This is a genomic window from Streptomyces sp. NPDC111507, from assembly GCF_055638955.1.
In genome coordinates, this window is record NZ_JBVKBU010000013.1 from 167,387 (window position 1) to 185,697 (window position 18,311).

The 18,311-nt window shown below is 71.0% G+C and carries 15 protein-coding genes; 11 read left to right on the plus strand and 4 right to left on the minus strand.

Annotation, left to right across the window (positions count from 1 at the left end):
* Positions 1-9: 9 nt before the first annotated feature.
* Both ACZ7M2_RS37935 and ACZ7M2_RS37940 read left to right on the plus strand, forming a co-directional pair.
* Entirely contained in the window at positions 10-1,752 is a 1,743-nt protein-coding gene (locus ACZ7M2_RS37935) for an urease accessory protein UreH domain-containing protein (RefSeq protein ID WP_471599204.1), read from the plus strand.
* An 84-nt stretch (positions 1,753-1,836) separates the two neighbouring features.
* Positions 1,837-3,495, plus strand: coding sequence for a serine/threonine-protein kinase (locus ACZ7M2_RS37940; protein WP_471599138.1), 1,659 nt, complete (start codon positions 1,837-1,839; stop codon positions 3,493-3,495).
* Positions 3,496-3,502: 7 nt separating this feature from the next.
* Here ACZ7M2_RS37940 and ACZ7M2_RS37945 read toward each other — a convergent pair whose 3' ends face one another.
* Complete coding sequence (locus tag ACZ7M2_RS37945) at positions 3,503-4,309, minus strand: SGNH/GDSL hydrolase family protein (RefSeq protein ID WP_471599139.1); 807 nt, start codon at positions 4,307-4,309, stop codon at positions 3,503-3,505.
* Between the two features lie 286 nt (positions 4,310-4,595).
* Between ACZ7M2_RS37945 and ACZ7M2_RS37950 the strand changes: the two genes are divergently transcribed.
* The 5 genes from ACZ7M2_RS37950 (at position 4,596) to ACZ7M2_RS37970 (ending at position 12,047) form a co-directional block, all read left to right on the plus strand.
* The gene (locus tag ACZ7M2_RS37950) at positions 4,596-5,165 is read left to right on the plus strand and encodes a hypothetical protein (RefSeq protein WP_471599140.1); all 570 of its coding nucleotides are present in this window, start codon (positions 4,596-4,598) and stop codon (positions 5,163-5,165) included.
* 385 nt (positions 5,166-5,550) lie between these two features.
* The gene (locus ACZ7M2_RS37955; RefSeq protein ID WP_054231071.1) at positions 5,551-6,369 is read left to right on the plus strand and encodes a glycosyltransferase family 2 protein; all 819 of its coding nucleotides are present in this window, start codon (positions 5,551-5,553) and stop codon (positions 6,367-6,369) included.
* Positions 6,366-7,409, plus strand: a complete 1,044-nt coding sequence (locus ACZ7M2_RS37960) for a glycosyltransferase family 2 protein (RefSeq protein ID WP_471599141.1) — start codon at positions 6,366-6,368, stop codon at positions 7,407-7,409. The genes ACZ7M2_RS37955 and ACZ7M2_RS37960 overlap by 4 nt, the downstream gene beginning before the upstream one ends.
* Complete coding sequence (locus ACZ7M2_RS37965; protein WP_471599142.1) at positions 7,406-8,206, plus strand: polysaccharide deacetylase family protein; 801 nt, start codon at positions 7,406-7,408, stop codon at positions 8,204-8,206. Before ACZ7M2_RS37960 ends, ACZ7M2_RS37965 begins: the two co-directional genes overlap by 4 nt.
* Entirely contained in the window at positions 8,199-12,047 is a 3,849-nt protein-coding gene (locus ACZ7M2_RS37970) for a lipopolysaccharide biosynthesis protein (RefSeq protein ID WP_471599143.1), read from the plus strand. The genes ACZ7M2_RS37965 and ACZ7M2_RS37970 overlap by 8 nt, the downstream gene beginning before the upstream one ends.
* A 58-nt stretch (positions 12,048-12,105) precedes the next feature.
* On the opposite strand, the gene ACZ7M2_RS37975 is transcribed toward ACZ7M2_RS37970, so the two are convergent.
* Entirely contained in the window at positions 12,106-13,527 is a 1,422-nt protein-coding gene (locus ACZ7M2_RS37975; protein ID WP_471599144.1) for a GH39 family glycosyl hydrolase, read from the minus strand.
* A 158-nt stretch (positions 13,528-13,685) separates the two neighbouring features.
* Here ACZ7M2_RS37975 and ACZ7M2_RS37980 point away from each other — a divergent pair, with 158 nt between their 5' ends.
* The gene (locus ACZ7M2_RS37980) at positions 13,686-14,780 is read left to right on the plus strand and encodes a DUF5925 domain-containing protein (protein WP_054231066.1); all 1,095 of its coding nucleotides are present in this window, start codon (positions 13,686-13,688) and stop codon (positions 14,778-14,780) included.
* A gap of 35 nt (positions 14,781-14,815) precedes the next feature.
* Positions 14,816-15,580, plus strand: coding sequence for a DUF72 domain-containing protein (locus ACZ7M2_RS37985; RefSeq protein WP_471599145.1), 765 nt, complete (start codon positions 14,816-14,818; stop codon positions 15,578-15,580).
* Between the two features lie 172 nt (positions 15,581-15,752).
* Here the strand turns inward: ACZ7M2_RS37985 and ACZ7M2_RS37990 are convergent, their stop codons facing one another.
* Positions 15,753-16,121, minus strand: a complete 369-nt coding sequence (locus ACZ7M2_RS37990) for a GntR family transcriptional regulator (RefSeq protein ID WP_177324034.1) — start codon at positions 16,119-16,121, stop codon at positions 15,753-15,755.
* A 71-nt stretch (positions 16,122-16,192) separates the two neighbouring features.
* Here ACZ7M2_RS37990 and ACZ7M2_RS37995 point away from each other — a divergent pair, with 71 nt between their 5' ends.
* Both ACZ7M2_RS37995 and ACZ7M2_RS38000 read left to right on the plus strand, forming a co-directional pair.
* Positions 16,193-17,122 (plus strand): GNAT family N-acetyltransferase, encoded by a 930-nt coding sequence (locus ACZ7M2_RS37995; RefSeq protein ID WP_471599146.1) that lies wholly within the window; start codon positions 16,193-16,195, stop codon positions 17,120-17,122.
* Positions 17,103-17,603, plus strand: coding sequence for a ribonuclease FAU-1 family protein (locus ACZ7M2_RS38000; protein ID WP_471599147.1), 501 nt, complete (start codon positions 17,103-17,105; stop codon positions 17,601-17,603). The genes ACZ7M2_RS37995 and ACZ7M2_RS38000 overlap by 20 nt, the downstream gene beginning before the upstream one ends.
* Before the next feature lie 49 nt (positions 17,604-17,652).
* Here the strand turns inward: ACZ7M2_RS38000 and ACZ7M2_RS38005 are convergent, their stop codons facing one another.
* Positions 17,653-18,291, minus strand: coding sequence for a class I SAM-dependent methyltransferase (locus tag ACZ7M2_RS38005; protein ID WP_471599148.1), 639 nt, complete (start codon positions 18,289-18,291; stop codon positions 17,653-17,655).
* Between the last annotated feature and the right edge of the window lie 20 nt (positions 18,292-18,311).

Below are 18,311 nucleotides of genomic sequence, written 5' to 3' on the forward strand. Positions count from 1 at the left end.
TCCCCGGGGGTGAGGTCGCGTCGGCTGTTCGCCTCCTGCGCGGCCGTCCTCACCGCCGCCTGCGCCCTCGTCCTCGTCCCCACCGGGGCCGCGAGCGCGCATCCGCTCGGCAACTTCACCGTCAACCGGTACGACGGACTCGTCGCCGCTCCCGGGCAGCTGCGCGTCGACCACGTCGAGGACCTCGCCGAGATCCCGGCCACCCAGGCCAAGCCCGACCTCGAGAAGCTCGGTATGACGGACTGGGCCCGGCAGCGCTGCGAGACGGCCGCGAACGGCAGCAAGGTCACCGTCGACGGACATCCCGCCGCGCTCTCCGTCGCCACGAGCCGGGCGAAGCTGCGCCCCGGACAGGCCGGACTCAACACCCTGCGCGTGGAGTGCCGGTTGACGGCCGCGCTGCCCGCGCAGGGCACGGTCTCGCTCGGCTTCCACAGCGCCGGTGCCGACCGGGGACCCGGCTGGCGCGAGATCACCGCGCGCGGCGACCGGATGACGCTGACCGCCTCGGACGTACCGACCAAGTCGGTGTCGCACGAACTGACCAGCTACCCCAAGGCGCTGCTCTCCTCCCCCGCCGACACCGCGACCGCGTCCCTGCGGATTCGCCCCGGCGGCCCCGCCCTCGTCGAGGAGCGGTCGCAGGCCCCCGGCGCCTCCATACTGCCCCGGGGCGCCGACCGCTGGACCGAGGCGCTGAACAACCTGGTGGCCCACCATCACCTCACCGTCGGCTTCGCCGCGCTGGCCCTGCTCATCTCCGTGTTCCTGGGCGCGATGCACGCGCTCGCGCCCGGTCACGGCAAGACCCTGATGGCCGCGACGGCCGCGGCGCGCGGCGGCAAGGCGGGGCTGCGGGACGTACTGCCGCTGGCCGCCTCCGTCACGGTCACCCACACCCTGGGCGTGGTCGCCCTCGGCCTCCTGGTGACGGCCGGTTCGGCCGCGGCGCCCTCCGTGATCGCGTGGCTCGGCATCGCCAGCGGCGTCCTGGTGACCTTCGCGGGTGCCACGCTCGTACGCCGGGCCTGGCGCAACCGGCCGCGGCGACCCGGAGTTGAGCACGCCCACGACCACACCCACGGACACGCGCACGATCACGCCCATGACCACCACGTGCACAGCCACGCTGACGAGCACGAGCACGAGCAGGGCCACGAGCACGCGGAAGAGCGCGAACGCCCCCTGGTCCTCGCCCACGCCCACGCTTCCGCCGCGACGGCAGCGACGGACAGCAGGCCGCACCCCCACGGGCACGAGCGCGGACATTCCCACGACCACGGCCACGACCATGCTCACGGCCACCACCACGATCACGCGCACCCCCACCCCCACTCGCACGACCCCGCCGTCTCCCCCACCCTCGAACACACCCACGGCGGCTTCACCCACACCCACGAGGTGGCCCCCACTCTCCGCGGGACGATCCTGCTCGGATTCGCCGGCGGACTCGTGCCCAGCCCCTCCGCCGTGGTCGTCCTGGTGGGCGCGGCGGCGCTGGGACAGGCGTGGTTCGGCCTCCTTCTCGTCCTGGCGTACGGCGTCGGTCTCGCCCTGACGCTCACGGCGGCCGGGTTCGCCGTCGTCAAACTGGGCGACGGGATGAACCGGGCACTGGCGAAGCGTCCCCGGTGGGCAGGGGGACCGAAGGCGGCCCTGATCCGCAGGACCGCCCCCCTGGGCTCGGCGTTGATCGTCGTCGCTCTTGGGGCTGGATTGGTGTTCAAGGGGGCGGCATCCGCACTCGGCTGAGCTACTTTTGTGGGGAAATCACGCGAAGAGACATCGCGAAGAGACATCACGCGGATGCACAGCGGATACGAATGGGGGACACCCGTGTCCGAAGAGCCGGGCAGTGAACGTGTGATCGCGGGCCGCTACCGCCTCCTCTCCCCCTTGGGCGAGGGCGGTATGGGGACCGTGTGGCGCGCCCGTGACGAGGTGCTGCACCGCGAGGTCGCCGTCAAGGAGGTCCGTGCGCCCGCCGGGATCCCGGCGCACGACGTGGAGCGGATGTACGCCCGGCTGGAGCGCGAGGCGTGGGCCGCGGCCCGGGTCGCGAACCGCAATGTGGTGACGGTGTACGACGTGGCGACGCAGGACGGCCGCCCCTGGATCGTCATGGAACTCGTCCGTGGCATCGCCCTGTCCGACCTGCTGGACTCCGAGGGCCCGCAGTCGCCGCAGCGCGCCGCCGACATCGGCGCCGAGGTGCTCTCCGCCCTGCGGGCCGCGCACGAGGCCGGGGTGCTGCACCGCGATGTGAAGCCGGCGAACGTGCTGCTGTCGAACGAGGGCCGGGTCATCCTCACGGACTTCGGTATCGCGACGGTCGAGGGCAGTTCTGCGCTGACGATGACGGGCGAGGTCATCGGTTCGCCCGAGTTCCTCGCCCCCGAGCGGGCGCTCGGCCGTACGCCCGGGCCCGAGTCCGACCTGTGGTCGCTCGGCGTCCTGTTGTACGCGACGGTCGAGGGCAACTCGCCCTTCCGTCACAACACCCCGCTGAGCACTCTGCGGGCCATCGTCGACGAGCCCCTGCCGCCGCCGCGCCGCGCGGGGCCGCTCGCGCCCGTGATCGAGGGTCTGCTGAGGAAGGACCCGGCCGAGCGGCTGAGCGCCGCGCAGGCGGAGAGCGATCTGCGGCTCGTCGCCGCGGGCGGCTTCCCGGCCGCGGGACCGCCGTCGCCGACCACCCAGTCGCCGACGATCTCCTCGTTCTCCCAGCCCGCGCAGCCGCCGCCGGGATTCGGACCTCCCACGCAGCCGTCCCGGACCTCTCCGCAGGGACCGCAGCCGGGTTACACGCCGTATCCGCCGCACACCGACACCCCCACCTCCACGGAGCCCGTACGCAGCCGGCGCGCGGCCGCCGCCGTGATCGCGGGCGTGATCGCGCTCGCGCTCGCCCTGGGCGGACTGACGTACGCCTTGATCAACCGTGACAACGGCGGCGGGAGCAGCAACGACAGCAGCAGCGGGAGTGGCACCAAGAGCGGTTCCGGCGGCGGGAGTTCGCCGTCCGCGAGCAGCAGCAAGGGCAACACGGCCGCCCCGGGCGGCTCCACGCCCTCGGCCAGTCCGTCGAGCAGCGCTCGTACGAGCTCGCCGCCGGCGCAGTCCGTGCAGGTGACGGTCGCGGGTGCGCACACCGACTACTCCGGTTCCTGCCCGCCGCCCCAGGCCCAGGCGCCGACCTTCACGGCGACCTTCAGGGTGGGCCGTGTACCGGTGGACGTCCAGTACCGCTGGGTGTTGAAGACGGGCGAGGTGTCCGACCCGGGCTGGAAGACCCTGTCGTTCTCGTCGGACGGTGACAGGACCAAACAGAAGTCGATCTTCTTGACGACGTACAACGCGAGCGGGACCTTCCAGAACGAGATCAGCGTGGAGGTGCGCAGCCCCGTCCGGACGACGTCCAACTCGGTGCCGTTCTCGGTGACGTGTGTGACGGAGACCCCGTCGGACGAGGCCTCCGCTTCCACGTCTCCGTGAGGGGCGGTCAGACGGCCGAGGTGAAGACCGGCAGGTAGCCGCCGGAGTGGCCGGCCGCGGTGGGGTGGTACGACTCGGTGATGTTCAGCAGGTTCAGGCTGTGCAGCCAGGCGCTGCCGGAGCAGAGCTCGTGACCGGTGAAGGTGCTCCTGACGTCGCCGAAGGTGAAGCCGTGGTCGGCGGCGCGCTTGGCGATGGCGCTGTCCAGGTAGTCGGCGGCGCCGTTGATCGCGGCGCGCTTGGTGTCGGAGAGGCCGAGGCAGGTCGCGCCCAGTTTGTAGAACCTGGGGTAGCCGAGGACGACCACATGGGCGGCGGGCGCCTTCGAGCTGATCGCGGAGTAGACGGAGTCGAGTTGGCCGGGGAGCGTGGAGTCGACGTATGCCTTGGCGGTGGCGATGCGGGACAGGCAGCCGCTGTCGGACTGGAGCACGCACGTCGTCATGACGTCCGCGAAGCCCGCGTCGTTTCCGCCGATGCTGAGGGAGACGAGGCCGGTGGAGGAGCTGAGCGGGCCCAGCTGGTTCGCCAGGACATCACCCGTACGGGCGCCCGAGCAGGCCGTGAAGTCGAACGACGACGGTGAATGGGCGGCGGCCCAGAGGTAGGGGTACGCCTTGGTGCTGCGCAAGCAGTCGCCGCTGGAGCTGATGTAGCTGCCCGCGCCGACACCGGACGAGTAGGAGTCGCCGAGGGCCACGTAGCCGGTGGCCGCGACGGTTCCGGACGCCTGCGCCGTCGCGGCCCCGGTGAGGGCGACGCCGACGGCGAGGAGGAGTGAGGTCACGTATGCCGTAATTCGGGAACGTCTCATGGAACCTCCCTTTAGCAGGATCTCTGCCACAACTGTCGTAGCAGCTACGCGTGTTGACAGGAAGTGTCCATGCCAAGACTTTTCGACCTCTACGGCCTTCGCCCACTGTTTTGACGGAGCGTCAACTCCCTTGCACCGAAGCCTGGATGACTGCCCCATGCCGCGCATCGATACGGGTCGCGCCGAAGATCACCCCGCGCGACACCTCAACCCGCTTGCCCCACAACGCTTGTTCCCCGGAAGCGGCCGGCGCCTCCGGGGAACAAGCGGTGAACACTCGCGCTCCATGTTTGAAGTCGACCAAGAAGGCCCCATGAGTGCCCACCGCGTCTTGACGGCCCCCAGCCCGCTGCGCGACATTGAAGCCCGGCATCCGGCGCTTCAGGGGGCAAAGTCGCCAATGCAGACCATAGGCATCAAGTCACCTTCATCAGACAGTGACCAGCGGTCGGGACAGGATCCGGGGAGGGACCTGGTCCCGCTGCTCGCGGGCATGGCGGTGGCCGTCGCGGGGGTCGGCGCGGTACTCGCGCTCGCCGACGTGGGCTCTTCCCTGCGCGGCCCGTTCACGCTCTTCTTCCTGCTCGCCGCACCAGGAGCCGCCATCGGGGCCGCGCTGCGCGGGCTGGATCCCTTCGCCCGCACGGTGACGTCCGTCGCGGGAGCGATCGCCGTCGACCTCCTTGTCGCCCAGGGCATGCTGGCGGTGCACCGGTGGTCGGTCCATGGCGGAATCGTGGCCGTGACGGCGATCAGCTCTCTTGTTCTCCTTCTGGTGGTGGCACGACGACTGCGCAAGCGGACGGGGAAAATCAGTTCGAGTCATCAGGTAACGGCCAAACCAACAAAAACGTGAGACGTCGTTCCAGGCCTTGCCATATGGACGCAATCGTCAATACCGTCATACATCTCACCCGCATCGGACCATCACGCACATGCGATCTAGGGGAGGGCTCAAGATCGCGAAGAGGGTCCGGCGCGGGGCGCGGTAGGGGGGTGCCGTGCTCGGTGACCACACTTGTGCCGAGTCGTGCCGCGCGACCGGTTTCCGCATCCGGAATTCCGTCCTCGGGGTTCCGTCTTCGGACTTCCGCCTTCGGAATCGGCCAGCTTTGCCAGCTCACCCGGCATGCACGGAGATCCATTTCGTCATGCCGTAAGTGAGAACCCCCCTTTCGAACCGGACTAAAAGCCGGACCGCCCAGGGGCGGGCGGTCCACCGGACGAGAGGGACCAGACTCATGAGCTCAGTCCTGCGCCCAGCCGTATCGGGCGAAGATCCGTTAATGGCCGGCAAATACCGGCCGATCTCCTCTCACCTGGCCATCGCGCCACCGGTGAGTGTCGTGATCCCCGCCATGAATGAGGCGGAGAACCTCCCGTACGTCTTCAAGACCCTTCCCGCCTGGATACATGAAGTGGTTCTTGTCGACGGCAATTCCACCGACAACACCGTCGAGGTGGCCCGTGAACTGTGGCCCGACGTCAAGGTCGTCGAGCAGCAGGGAAAGGGCAAGGGCGACGCCCTGATCACCGGATTCGAGGCGTGCACCGGCGACATCATCGTGATGGTCGACGCGGACGGCTCGGCCGACGGCCACGAGATCGTGTCGTACGTGTCCGCGCTGGTGTCGGGGGCGGACTTCGCCAAGGGGTCACGGTTCGCCAACGGCGGCGGCACCTCCGACATGACACCGATCCGCAAGCTGGGCAACCGGGTGCTGTGCGCGGCCGTCAACGCCAAGTTCGGCGCCCGCTACACCGACCTCTGCTACGGCTACAACGCGTTCTGGCGGCACTGCCTGGACCAGATCGAACTCGACTGCACCGGCTTCGAGGTCGAGACCCTGATGAACATCCGGGTGGTCAAGGCCGGGCTCAAGGTGCAGGAGATACCCAGCCACGAGTACCTCCGCATCCACGGCACGAGCAATCTGCGGGCCGTGCGGGACGGGTTCAGGGTGCTCAAGGTGATCATGGGTGAGCGTTCCAACCGGCGTGCTCTGCGCCGCAGGCCGCACGCCGCCCAGCTCGACTCGGGCCAGGGAGAGGTGTCTTGAGCAGTCCCGACATCTCTGTGGTGATCTGCGTCTACACCGAAGACCGGTGGGAGGACATCCTCGCGGCGGTCTCCTCGGTGCGGGCGCAGTCGCTGCCCGCCCTGGAGACGCTCCTCGTCGTGGACCACAACGCCACCCTGCTCGACCGGCTGAGCAGGGAGTACAAGGAGACCGACGCGGTGCGGGTGCTCGCCAACGCGGGCCCGCGCGGCCTGTCCGCGGGCCGCAACACCGGGATCGCCGTCGCGCACGGCGAGATCATCGCGTTCCTCGACGACGACGCCGTGGCCGAGCGCGACTGGCTGCGCCACTTCGCCTCGGGATACGCCGACCCACGGGTCATGGCCGTCGGCGGCCGTACGATGCCGATCTGGGCGTCGGGTCGCCGGCCCGCCTGGTTCCCCGAGGAGTTCGACTGGGTGGTGGGCTGCACGTACAAGGGGCTGCCGCCGGGCCGGGTCCAGGTCCGCAACGTCCTGGGCGGAAACGCTTCTTTCCGTCGTACGGCGTTCGACGCGGCGGGCGGCTTCGCGACCGGCATCGGACGCGACGGCGACAAGCGTCCGCTGGGCTGCGAGGAGACGGAGCTGTGCATCCGCCTCACCCGCGCCCGCCCGGACGCGATCCTGCTGATCGACGACCGCGCGGTCATCCACCACCGGGTACCGGAACCACGCGAGCACTTCGCGTACTTCCGCACCCGCGCCTATGCCGAGGGCCTCTCCAAGGCCCTGGTCGCCCGGAGCGTCGGCGCCGACAAGGGCCTCGAGTCGGAGCGCCGCTACGCGACCCGCGTCCTGCCGGCCGGGGTGGCCCGCGGGCTGCGCGACACCCTGCTCGCCCGCCCGGGCGGCGCGGGCCGTGCGGGCGCCATCGTGGCCGGTGTCCTGACGGCGGCCGGCGGGTACGTACTCGGCACCGTCCGGGCCCGCAGGGGCGGCGCCACGTTCACCGTGGCCGAGATCGGGAACGGGACCGAGAGCGGTCCGGGACGCGAGGGGGCGGCGGGCCGGGTGCGCGAGGGAGGTGCGGGCCGGTGAAGGACGCTCCCGTACCCATCCTCATGTACCACTCCATCGCCGCCGCGCCCAATGACGCGACGCGTGAGCTGTCCGTGGGGCCCGAGGCGTTCGCCGAGCAGATGGCACTGCTCGGGGACCAGGGGTTCACCCCCGTCGACACGGCGGCGCTGGCAGCGCGTTGGCGGTCCGGCGGACCGCTGCCGGAGCGACCCGTGCTGATCACCTTCGACGACGGTTACGAGGGCGTGCACCGGCACGGACTGCCCGTGCTGGCCAAGCACGGCTTCGCCGCCACGCTGTTCGTCTCGACGGGGTGGATCAAGGGCGCGTACGACACCGGAGGCGGCCTCGACGCCATGCTGAGCTGGGCTCAGGTGCGCGAACTCGCCACCGAGCAGGTCGAGATCGGCGGGCACAGCCACACACACCCGCAGCTGGACCAGCTTTCCGACGACGCGCTGCGGTTCGAGGTGCTGCGCTGCAAGGAGATCATCGCCGACGAGCTGGGCAGCCGCCCGGCCTCGTTCGCGTACCCCTACGGCTACTCCAGCCGCCGGGTGCGCCAGGTGGTGCGGGAGACGGGCTTCGCCCAGTCGCTCGCCGTCGGCAACGGCCTGGCGCTCCGCCGCCAGGGCCCGTACGCCCTGCAACGCGTGACCGTGCGCCGCACCACCGGTATCGAGGAGTTCGAGCGGCTCGTCGAAGGCCGCGCGATCGCTCGCAATTTCGTCCGGGACCGCGCCCTGACCAAGGGGTACGCCATGGTCCGAAGAGCACGACAGGTCCGCCGGAAGGCCATCCGTTCCCGTGTCTGACACGACGACCACAGCCCAGGCCTCATCGCCCACCGCCGAGGCGCCCGAGCAGCGGCCCGGGCGCCGCCTCCGCCTGCCCGGCCGGGGCCGCAAGGACGGCGGCGGCGGAGGCAACCAACTCTTCCGCAACGCCTACGCCCTGATGCTCAACACCGGGATCTCCGCGGTGCTCGGGCTCGGCTACTGGCTGGTCGCCGCCCGCTACTACTCCGACGCCGCGGTCGGCCAGGGCTCCGCCGCGATCGCCGCGATGAAACTCCTCGCGGGCCTGACCGCGGTGACCCTGACCGGCGCCCTTGCCCGCTTCATCCCCGTCGCGGGCCGCGCCACCGGACGCCTCATCTTCCGTACCTACGCGGGAAGTTCGGTGGTCGTGGCGCTGGCCGCCGTGGTCTTCCTGCTGACGCTGAACGCATGGGGACCCTCGTACCGCTTCCTGCACGGCCCGCTCAACGGCCTCGGCTTCATCCTGGCGGTCGTCGCCTGGTCGCTGCTGACCCTGCAGGACGGCGTGCTGACCGGACTGCGCAGCGCGCTCTGGGTGCCGGTGGGCAACACCGTGTTCTCCGCGGTGAAGCTGGCGCTGCTGGTCGGGCTCGCCGCCGCGATCCCGACGACGGGTGTCTTCGTCTCCTGGGTCGCCGCGATCGCCCTGTCGGTGGTACCGCTCGGCCTGCTGGTGTTCCGGCGGCTGGTCCCCCGGCACATCAAGGCGACCGAGGAGCGCGCGAACCCGCCCACGCTCAAGGAGGTCGGACGCTTCCTCGCCGGCGACTACACCGGCTCGCTCTTCTCGCTCGCCGTGGTCTATCTCGTCCCGGTGATCGTCGCCTCGCAGGTCAGCTCCTCCGACAACGCGTACTTCTACATCACCACGACGATCGGCGGCACGGTCAACCTGCTCGCCATCAACATGGGCGCCTCGCTGACCGTCGAGGGCTCGCACGACCCCGCGCGGCTCGCCGCGAACACCCGGGCCGCGATCAAGCGCATGGCCCGGATCATGCTGCCCGTGTGCGGACTGCTGTTCGTCGGGGCTCCGTTCATCCTGCATGTCTTCGGCGACGGCTACGCGCACGCGGCGACCCCGCTGCTGCGCTGGTTCGCGGTCGGCGCGCTGCTGCGGGTCGTCATGGAGACGTACTTCGCGGTGCTGCGCGCCCAGAGCCGCACCTCCGGACTCGCCTATCTGCAGGGCCTGCTGTGCGTCCTGGTCCTCGGCCTGACGGTGATCCTGCTGCCCCGGATGGGCCTGACCGGGGCGGGCGTCGCGGAGATCTCCAGCCTCGCGGTGATCGTGTCGATCGCCGCGCCCAAGCTGTTCAAGATCGTACGGACCGCTCCGCCCGCCGAACTCCCGGCGGGCGCGGCGCCGGACGGTGACCTCGCCGACCTGGGGGCACGCGACGTGGCCGCGGCGGGGCTTCGCGAGGCGAGGCGGGGACCCGCCTGGGCTCTCGACTCCGACACCCTCGCCCTCGGCGTGCACGTCGACTTCGACCACCAGGAACGCCGCCCGGACGTCCGCCCGGGCCCCGGCACCCCGCCCACGGGCACGCCCAAGGCACGCCCCGACCACCGCCCGACCTGGGCGCTCAAGCCGCAACTTCCCTCAGTGGGGCTGCCGGTGGAGGCGCGGGAGCCGGGCTCGGAGGCTTCCCTGGGCCCGGCGGAGGCCCCGGAGGTGGACGCCCCCTTCGAAACGGCCTCCTATGAATCAGAGGGCACGGACAGCGCCCCGTCCCAGGCGCGGGGACCTGCGCGCCCGGCCCCGGACGACCCGCAGCCGCCGGACAACACCACGCCACCCCTGCGCGAACGCCTACGACACCCTTCCAAACCCGGCGTGCTCCTCGGCTTCCTGCTGATCTCCGCACTGCTCCTCTACTGGGTCCCGGCACTGGGCCTCGACGACGCCTCCCTCGACAGGATGGGCGGCCTCGGCCTCATCTCCGTCCTGCCGCTGCCCACCCTGATCGGCGCGGCCCTCCTGATCACGGTCTTCGCCTCGCTGCTCTGGATGAACCGCGAGCACAGGGGCCTGCTGCTCATCACCCTGCTCGCCACCGTGATCTCCCTGCACGCGCTCCCCGCGGTCATCGAGACCGAGCCACGGTTCGCCACCGCCTGGCAGCACCTCGGCTTCATCGACTACATCGACCGCACCGGATCCGCGGTACCCGACCTGGACGCCCGCTGGAGCTGGCCGGGCTTCTTCGCGGGGGCCGCCTTCGTCGCCAAGGCCTGCGGTGTCAGCGACCTCACCGAGGTGATCCGCTGGTGGCCGCTGACCATGCAGCTGCTCTACCTGGCGCCGATGTTCCTGCTCGTGCGTTCGATGCGGGCGAGCTGGCGCGCCAAGTGGACCGGCATCTGGATCTTCGTGCTGAGCGGCTGGGTGGGCCAGGACTACTTCTCCCCCCAGGGCTTCACCTACCTCCTCTACCTCGTCTTCGTGGCGATCCTCCTGGTGTGGTTCCGGGCGCCGCGTGTGCTGTGGGCGAAGGTGCGCCCGGGCGAGGCGGAGGTCGAGCCGACCGACCGGCGCCAGCGGGCCGTGCTCCTCATGGTGCTGATCGGCCTGTTCGCGGCGAGCGTCCCGGCACACCAGCTCACCCCGTTCGTGATGCTCGGGGTGCTCGCGGTCCTCGTCCTCGTGGGCCGCTGCGAACTGCGCGGGCTGCCGATCCTGTTCGCCGTGCTGGTCTCGGTCTGGATCGGCTTCATGGCCGAGCCGTACTGGTCGGGGCACTTCAACGACCTGTTCGGCGGGGTCGGCGGCGTCGGCAGCAATGTGTCGACCTCCGTCTCCGGCCGTATCCAGGGCGGCAGTTCGACGCACAAACTCGTTCTCTACGCGCGCGTGCTGCTCGCCGGCGGTGTGATGGCCTTCGCCTGCTGGGGCTGGTGGCGGCGGCGCGACCACAAGTACCGCGAGCGGTCGCTGATCGTCCTGACCTTCGTCCCGTTCCTGGGCTTCGGCATGCAGTCGTACGGCGGCGAGATGGCCCTGCGGGTCTTCATGTTCGCCCTGCCGGGGGCGGCGCTGCTGGCCGGCCTCGCCCTGTTCCCGCGCACCGGCGTCACCGCGAAGGAACGGGAGAAGGACCGGGTGAGCCTCGCCCCGCTGGCCGCGCTCATGGCGGGTCTGCTGCTCATGGGCGGCTTCCTGGTGGCCCGTTGGGGCAACGAGTCCTTCGAGCGGATCCGGCCGGGCGAGGTCACGGCCATGAACTACGTGTACGCCCACGACAAGCCGACCGTACGGCTGCTGTGGCTGAGCAACGACACGGTCAACAACGTGACGCCCGCGATGCCGTGGGGCACCCGGGACATGGAGAAGGTGCAGTACGTGCCGACGCTGGCGCCGAGCGACCCGGTGCTGGTGTCCGGGCTGGTCAAGTCGCTCAGGGACGCCGGCCCGAACTCGTACCTGATGATCAACCGCAGCCAGGTGGTCTACCTCCAGATGGACGTGGGCTACTCGGCGACCTGGGAGTCGCGGCTCATCCGCAACCTCGACGACCGGCAGGACCTGAAGAAGGTCCTCGTCAACGACGACGTGACGATGTACGCGCTGCGCAAGCAGCCCGCGGGCAAGGTGCTCGAGCCCAGTCCGGGGCCGATCGGTCCCCTGGTCACCTGGACACCGTGGTCGGTCATCGGCGCGCTGGCGGCGGTGGCGCTCATCATCATGCTGGCGGCACGGGAGGTCGTACGGGTCGCGGTGCGGCCGGGTGTGCGGCAGCTGCGGTGGCTGCAGAGCAGCTTCTGGTTCTCGCTGCCGCTGCTGGCGGTGCTGCTGGCCTCGCTCGTACAGCGGTTCCTGACCATGAAGTAGGACGGCAGGACGACGCCCAGCCGGGCGAAGTGGCTCACCCGGATCCGGGATCACGGGTTCAGCGGGTGAGCCACTTCACTTCGTAGGCCTTCATGTCGAACCGCTTGCCGTCCACCTGCGCGTTGATGGACCGGTTCAGGGTGTTCACGACCAGGACGGCCTTGTCGGTGGCGAGCACGCGGACATTGGGCACGTCGTCGGGGGCCACGGACACCGTCGCGTACGTGGAGCCGGGGGCGAACGCCCGGCTGAAGCGGGAGACGAGGTCGAGCATGGGCAGGGCCGCGCCGCCGCCGGCACGGTCGGTCGGCGTCCACAGGCAGCCCGCGCAGTCGGTGCCCTTCTCCTTCTCCGGGTTCCAGTAGAAGCCGGAGGTGGCGCCGCCGCGGGCCATCGCGATCAGGCCGGCGGCCTGGACGGCGACGCGGTGGGCCTCGGACCAGCCCGTGCGCTCGTCGTTGCCGTCGGCGGGCTCGACGTAGTACTCGGCCCACCACAGAGGCAGTCCGTGGGTCTGCTCGCGCACCCACCGGCTGACGGCGGTGAACTTGTCGGTGGCCGCGAACTCGTTCGGGAGCAGGTCGTCGTCCTTGGTGTAGCTGGAGCCGTCGACGACGACGAAGTCGGCGCCCACCTTGTTCTTGTTCCAGTAGTCGAAGGCGTCGAGGACCCGCTGGTCCATGGTGCCCCAGGTGCCTTTCAGGGTCGTCGACGCGTCCTCCGTCTGGCGCGGGTCGACGCTGTCCATGACGAGGTAGGGCCCGCCGACCAGGATGTCCTTGTCGACCTTCTTCAGCGCCTTGTAGACGAGGTTGTAGAGCTCGGTGTAGCCCTCGTAGTCCCAGCGGGCCTTGCCGTCGTTCCAGAAGCCCTTGAACTCGTTCCAGACGATGAAGTGACGGACGTCCGGATAGCGCTTGGCGACGGTCGCGGCGAGCGCGGCGAAGTCCGCGTAGTGGGCGCGGTCCGGGGCGGTCTCCAGGGCGGCCTGGCTCCAGTTCGTGTTGTTGGCGCCGGCCTTGCCGCCCTTCATCCAGTCCGGGGAGCAGCACAGGGTGACGACCGGGGTCCCGCCGGACTTCCGCATGAAGTCGATACGGCGGTCCATCTCGGAGAAGTCGTAGCGCCCCTTGGAGGGTTCGGGGTTGCCCGCCCCCCAGCCCATGATGTGCTGAATCTGCGGCAGCGACTGCTTCTGCAGCAGCCCCTCGACGCGCCGGGTGGCCGTGTCACTGCTCTGGTCGGCGCTGTACTGGGTGTGGGTGAAGCCCCAGCCCACCTCGGGTTGCGGCGTTTCGGGCGGGGTGACGGGGGTGCCGTGCACCTTGTCCCCGTCGCGGGTGGTGCCCGCGGTGCTCGCGCCGCCTCCGGGCAGGGTGTTGAGCAAGGTCACCACCAGGGCCAGAGCGGCCACTCCCACGCCGAGCAGCGCGGTGAGCCGCCACCGCCGTGCCCCCGAATTCCACCCATGACGTCCCATCAAGGGCAACAGTAACGGCGGGGATCGGCCGTGGGACAGGTCTTGTAAGACCACAGCCGTGTAACAGGACGGAGGGGATACGGGCAGACACAGCCGACACACAGGACGCACCGCGGAAACCGGGTGCACGGGGCGCCCGCGTGACGGATCATGGCGGCATGTCTGCCAACCCACACGACGCACTGCCGATCCGGCTCAACGTCGACGACAGCGACTCGCCGTCGGACGTCGTCGACGCGCTGTTCCTCGGCCGCTTCGCGACGGGCGAGCAGCCGCACTCGCACGCGGCGAACATCGACCGCGTACGGTCCGGGGCGACGCTCCTCCCGCCGGGCGCCCGCGTGCTGCGCTCGGCCCGCGACGACGACCGCAGCGCCACGCTCGCCGAGGGCGACGGCTGGACACTGCTGGTGTCCCGCTGGAACCGCGGCGCCGACGTCACGGTCACCGCGACCAGCACCGAACTGGCCGCCAAGATCCTCGACCAGGCCACGGACGGCGCGGCGGACGAACCCGAACCCCAGCCGGAGAACGTGACGATGGGGTTCTGGTACGTCTCCCCGCGCCGCGGCCCGCACCGCACCACCCGGCAGATCTCCGCGGGCACGTGGGAGGAGGTGCGGTCGAACTACACCGGGCCGGTGGCGGACGCCATGGACCGGCTGATGAAGACGACGCCCGAGGACATCGCGGGCCGACTGTTGCTGCTGCACGGCCCGCCCGGCACGGGCAAGACCTCGGCCCTGCGCACCCTGGCCCGTTCCTGGCGCGACTGGTGCCAGGTGGACTGTGTCCTCGACCCGGAGCGGCTCTTCTCCGACGTCGGCTATCTGATGGACATCGCGATCGGCGAGGAGGACGGCACGGGCAAGGGCCGCTGGCGGCTGCTCCTGCTTGAGGACTGCGACGAGCTGATCCGCGGCGAGGCCAAGCACACCGCGGGCCAGGCGCTCTCGCGGCTGCTCAACCTCACCGACGGCCTCCTCGGGCAGGGCCGCAACGTGCTCGTGGGCGTCACGACCAACGAGGACCTCGAGCGCCTCCACCCCGCCGTGGTCCGTCCCGGCCGCTGCCTCGCCCGGATCGAGGTCGGCGCGCTGACCCGCCCGGAGGCGGTGAGCTGGCTGGGCACGGAGGAGGGTGTCGGCCGCGACGGCGCGACCCTGGCCGAGCTGTACGCGCTGCGCCGGGGCACGACGCCGACATCGGTGCCGGACCAGCGGGAGGGCGCGGACGCGGGGCTGTATCTGTAGCTGCCCGGCACCGCGCGCGGTGCTTTGATGGTCGTATGACCCTGTTCGTCGGCACGTCGGGGTGGCAGTACAAGGACTGGCGCGGCGTCCTGTACCCGGACGGGGTGCCGATGCGGCTGTGGCTGGCGGAGTACGCGGCACGGTTCGCCACGGTCGAGATCAACAACGCGTTCTACCGGCTGCCGTCGCGGGAGACCTTCGAGAGCTGGCGGGAGCGCACCCCGCCCGGCTTCGTCGTCGCCCTCAAGGCGAGCCGCTATCTGACGCACATCAAACGGCTGCGCGACCCGGCGGAGCCGGTCGACCGACTGCTGGGCCACGCCGCCGGGCTCGGCGACCGCCTGGGCCCGGTCCTGCTCCAGCTCCCGCCCACACTGCACGCCGACCCCGCCCTTCTCGACGAGTGCCTGCGCCGCTTCCCCGCCGGCGTCCGGGTCGCGGTCGAACCGCGCCACGACTCCTGGTGGACACCGGAGGTGCGCAAGGTGCTCGAGTCACGGGGCGCCGCCCTGTGCTGGGCCGATGTGCTGGCCCGCCCCGTGACACCCCTGTGGCGGACCGCCGACTGGGGCTACGTCCGCTTCCACGAGGGCCGCGCCCAGCCGTGGCCGCGCTACGGCCGGCAGTCCCTGACGACTTGGGTACGGCGCGTCACGGACGCCTGGTCCGACGACCACGACGTGTACGCGTACTTCAACAACGACCCGAACGCGGCGGCGATCCACGACTCGGTGGCCTTCGCCCACGCGGCAAGGACAACGGGCCTGACGGTGACCCGCACGCCGGCCGACAGGCCCTAGCCCAGACCTAGGGCCTGTCTGACAATTCCCGCCGGGCCCGCGACGCCTGGCACCGCACCTCGCTGCGTTGTCGGGCACGCCCAAGTACGCCCAGTACGAGGGCGACCCTCCGCCTTGCGATGCACGGCACCAGACGCCGCGGTCTGATCCGACGCGAATTGTCAGACAGGCCCTAGTCCCCGTAGGCCGCCCGCAGGGCATCCCGTACGGCGTCCAGCGCGGCGGACTCGGAGAGACCGAGGCGGTGCACGCGCTCGGCGTAGGCCTGTGCGGCCGACGCCGCTTCACGCTCCGCCGCCGAGCCCGCCGCGGCGACGAACGTCCCGTTGCGGCCGCGCGTCTCGATCACCCCGTCCGACTCCAGCGCCCGGTAGGCCTTGGCGACCGTGTTGGCGGCGAGGCCGAGCTCCTCGGCCAGCCCCCGCACGGTGGGCAGCTTGTAGCCGACCGGCAGCGCGCCGGACCGCGCCTGCTCGGAGATCTGGGCACGCACCTGTTCGTAGGGCGCGGCCCCCTCATCGATGTGGATCTTCAACGTCACGCAGCGATTGTCCCGTACGGAACGGAAAATGAGAGGCACTCGAACACACCTCGCGCGTAGCGTTCGACTCCATGACTGTGATCATCAGCGATGTCCGCCCGGACGACCGGCGGCACACCGAGGGCTTCGCCCACATCCGCAACCGCGCCCTCCCCTTCGTGCTGTACACCCCCGAATCCATCGCGTACGACGTCACGCACGCGCACCCCGACGCCCACTACCGCCCGCTGCTCGCGGAGCAGGACGGCGAACCGATCGGCACGGCCCAGGTCGGCATCGCGCACGACAGCGCGGAGCCGAATCAGGGCTATCTCAACGTGTACGTCGACCCAGGCCGCGCGCGCCGTGGCGCGGGTTCGCTCCTGGTGCGCACCGCCGAGGAGCACCTGGCGGCCCTGGGCGCGACCAAGCTCTTCGCCTGGGTCCTGGACGAGCCGGGCAACCGCGCATTCGCCGAGAAGCACGGCTACCGCGCGAGCCGCTCCGCCCACTTCCTCCGCCTCGACCTGGCGGGCGGCACCCTGCCGCCGCTCCAGGGCCCGCCGCCGGGCGTCGAACTGCGCAAGGGCTCGGACTTCGCCGACGACCCGCGCCCCCTGTTCGCCCTGGACGCGGAGACGATGGCGGACGAACCCGGCGACATCCCCCACGAGTTCACGGACTACCAGGCCTGGCTCCGGGAGACCTGGCACCACCCCCTGTTCAGCGCCGAGCTGACCACGGTCGCGCTCGTCGACGGCCGCCCGGCGGCGTTCAGCGCGGCCCGCACGGACGGCGGCACCCGCTACGGCACGGTGATGACGGGCACCGCCGCCGCGTTCCGCGGTCGCGGCCTCGCCAAGCTCGCCAAGAACGACTCGCTGCACCGTGCCCGCGCCGCCGGGTGCACGGAGGCGTTCACGGGCAACGACGCCGGCAACGAACCGATGATCGCGATCAACAAGTGGTTCGACTACGAGATCTGCGGGACGGAGGTGCGGTATGTCCGCGAACTCTCCTGACGCACCTCGCACTGTGGAGGTCGTCCTCGTCAAGTCCGGTCGCACGAAGATCCGTTACCCCGCCGAACTGCTCGCCGACGACGGCACCCGCGTCACCGTGCGCGCGCCGTGGGCGGGCGAAGGCGTCCGTGACTTCGGCTTCGTACGGTTCGAGCCGGGTGATGTCTTCACCGAGTACTACTGGCGGGACCGCTGGTACGCGGTCAAGGAGGTCCGGGACGCCCAGGGCGTGCGGAAGGGCTGGTACTGCGACATCACCCGCCCGGCCACCCTCTCCGGCGGCGAACTGGTCGTCGAGGACCTCGACCTGGACCTGTGGCGCTCCGCGGACGGCACGGACGTGCTGCGCCTGGACGAGGACGAGTTCACGGCGAGCGGCCTCGCGACCACCGATCCGCGGGCCGCGACCGCCGCGCGGAACGCCCTCGACACACTCGAACTCCTGGCCCGCGAGGGCGACTTCGAGGCGCTGCTCGGCTAGGGCCGGTACCCGGCGGATGCCCGCTCGGCGACCGCCGCGTATCCGGTGGTCAGACGTGGGCCACCACCGCGTACCGCTCGTCCGCCACCTCGCGCCCCCACAGCCGCGCGTCGTCGGACAGCCGCTCCACCCGCAGGTCCGAGGCCAGGGGTTCCAGCAGGGCGGCCAGCCGGTCCGCGGGAATGCCGACGGGGCTCAGCGTTCCCCACACTCCCTCGACCAGGACGAGCCGTCCTCCGGGGCGCAGCAGCCCGCGCCAGTGCCGCAGGACGCGCCCGGGGTCGGGCAGCGCCCACAGGACGTGCCGCACGAGCACGACGTCGAACCGCTGCTCTCCGACGGGCGGTGCCGTCACGTCACCGAGGAGGAACACCGCGTCACGTCCGGCGAGCTTGGCGCGGGCCAGCTCGATCATGCGCGGCGCGCGGTCGATCCCGGTGACACGGTGGCCCCGCTCGGCCGTGAGGAGCGCCAGGCTGCCGGTGCCGCAGCCGAGGTCGAGCACGTCGGACGGGGTCTCGGGCAGCCAGGCGCGCAACCGCTCCGCCCAGGCCTCCCGCACGACGGCATCGCGCAGCCCGTGGTCCGGCTGGTCGTCGAAGGTGTCGGCCTCGGCGTCCCAGTCCACCCGGTCCGCGTCGGCCACCGCCGCCGCGCCCCCGCCCGTGCCGCCGAGCTCCGGCCTCACCTCGCTCGGACAAGATGTGA

What these genes read in the sequence shown, in the direction of transcription:
- ACZ7M2_RS37945 (WP_471599139.1), bottom strand. Translation starts at nt 4,309, where the DNA reads ATGAGACGTTCCCGAATTACGGCATACGTGACCTCACTCCTCCTCGCC.
- ACZ7M2_RS37950 (WP_471599140.1), top strand. Translation starts at nt 4,596, where the DNA reads ATGTTTGAAGTCGACCAAGAAGGCCCCATGAGTGCCCACCGCGTCTTG.
- ACZ7M2_RS37955 (WP_054231071.1), top strand. Translation starts at nt 5,551, where the DNA reads ATGAGCTCAGTCCTGCGCCCAGCCGTATCGGGCGAAGATCCGTTAATG.
- ACZ7M2_RS37975 (WP_471599144.1), bottom strand. Translation starts at nt 13,527, where the DNA reads ATGGGACGTCATGGGTGGAATTCGGGGGCACGGCGGTGGCGGCTCACC.
- ACZ7M2_RS37980 (WP_054231066.1), top strand. Translation starts at nt 13,686, where the DNA reads ATGTCTGCCAACCCACACGACGCACTGCCGATCCGGCTCAACGTCGAC.
- ACZ7M2_RS37985 (WP_471599145.1), top strand. Translation starts at nt 14,816, where the DNA reads ATGACCCTGTTCGTCGGCACGTCGGGGTGGCAGTACAAGGACTGGCGC.
- ACZ7M2_RS37995 (WP_471599146.1), top strand. Translation starts at nt 16,193, where the DNA reads ATGACTGTGATCATCAGCGATGTCCGCCCGGACGACCGGCGGCACACC.
- ACZ7M2_RS38000 (WP_471599147.1), top strand. Translation starts at nt 17,103, where the DNA reads ATGTCCGCGAACTCTCCTGACGCACCTCGCACTGTGGAGGTCGTCCTC.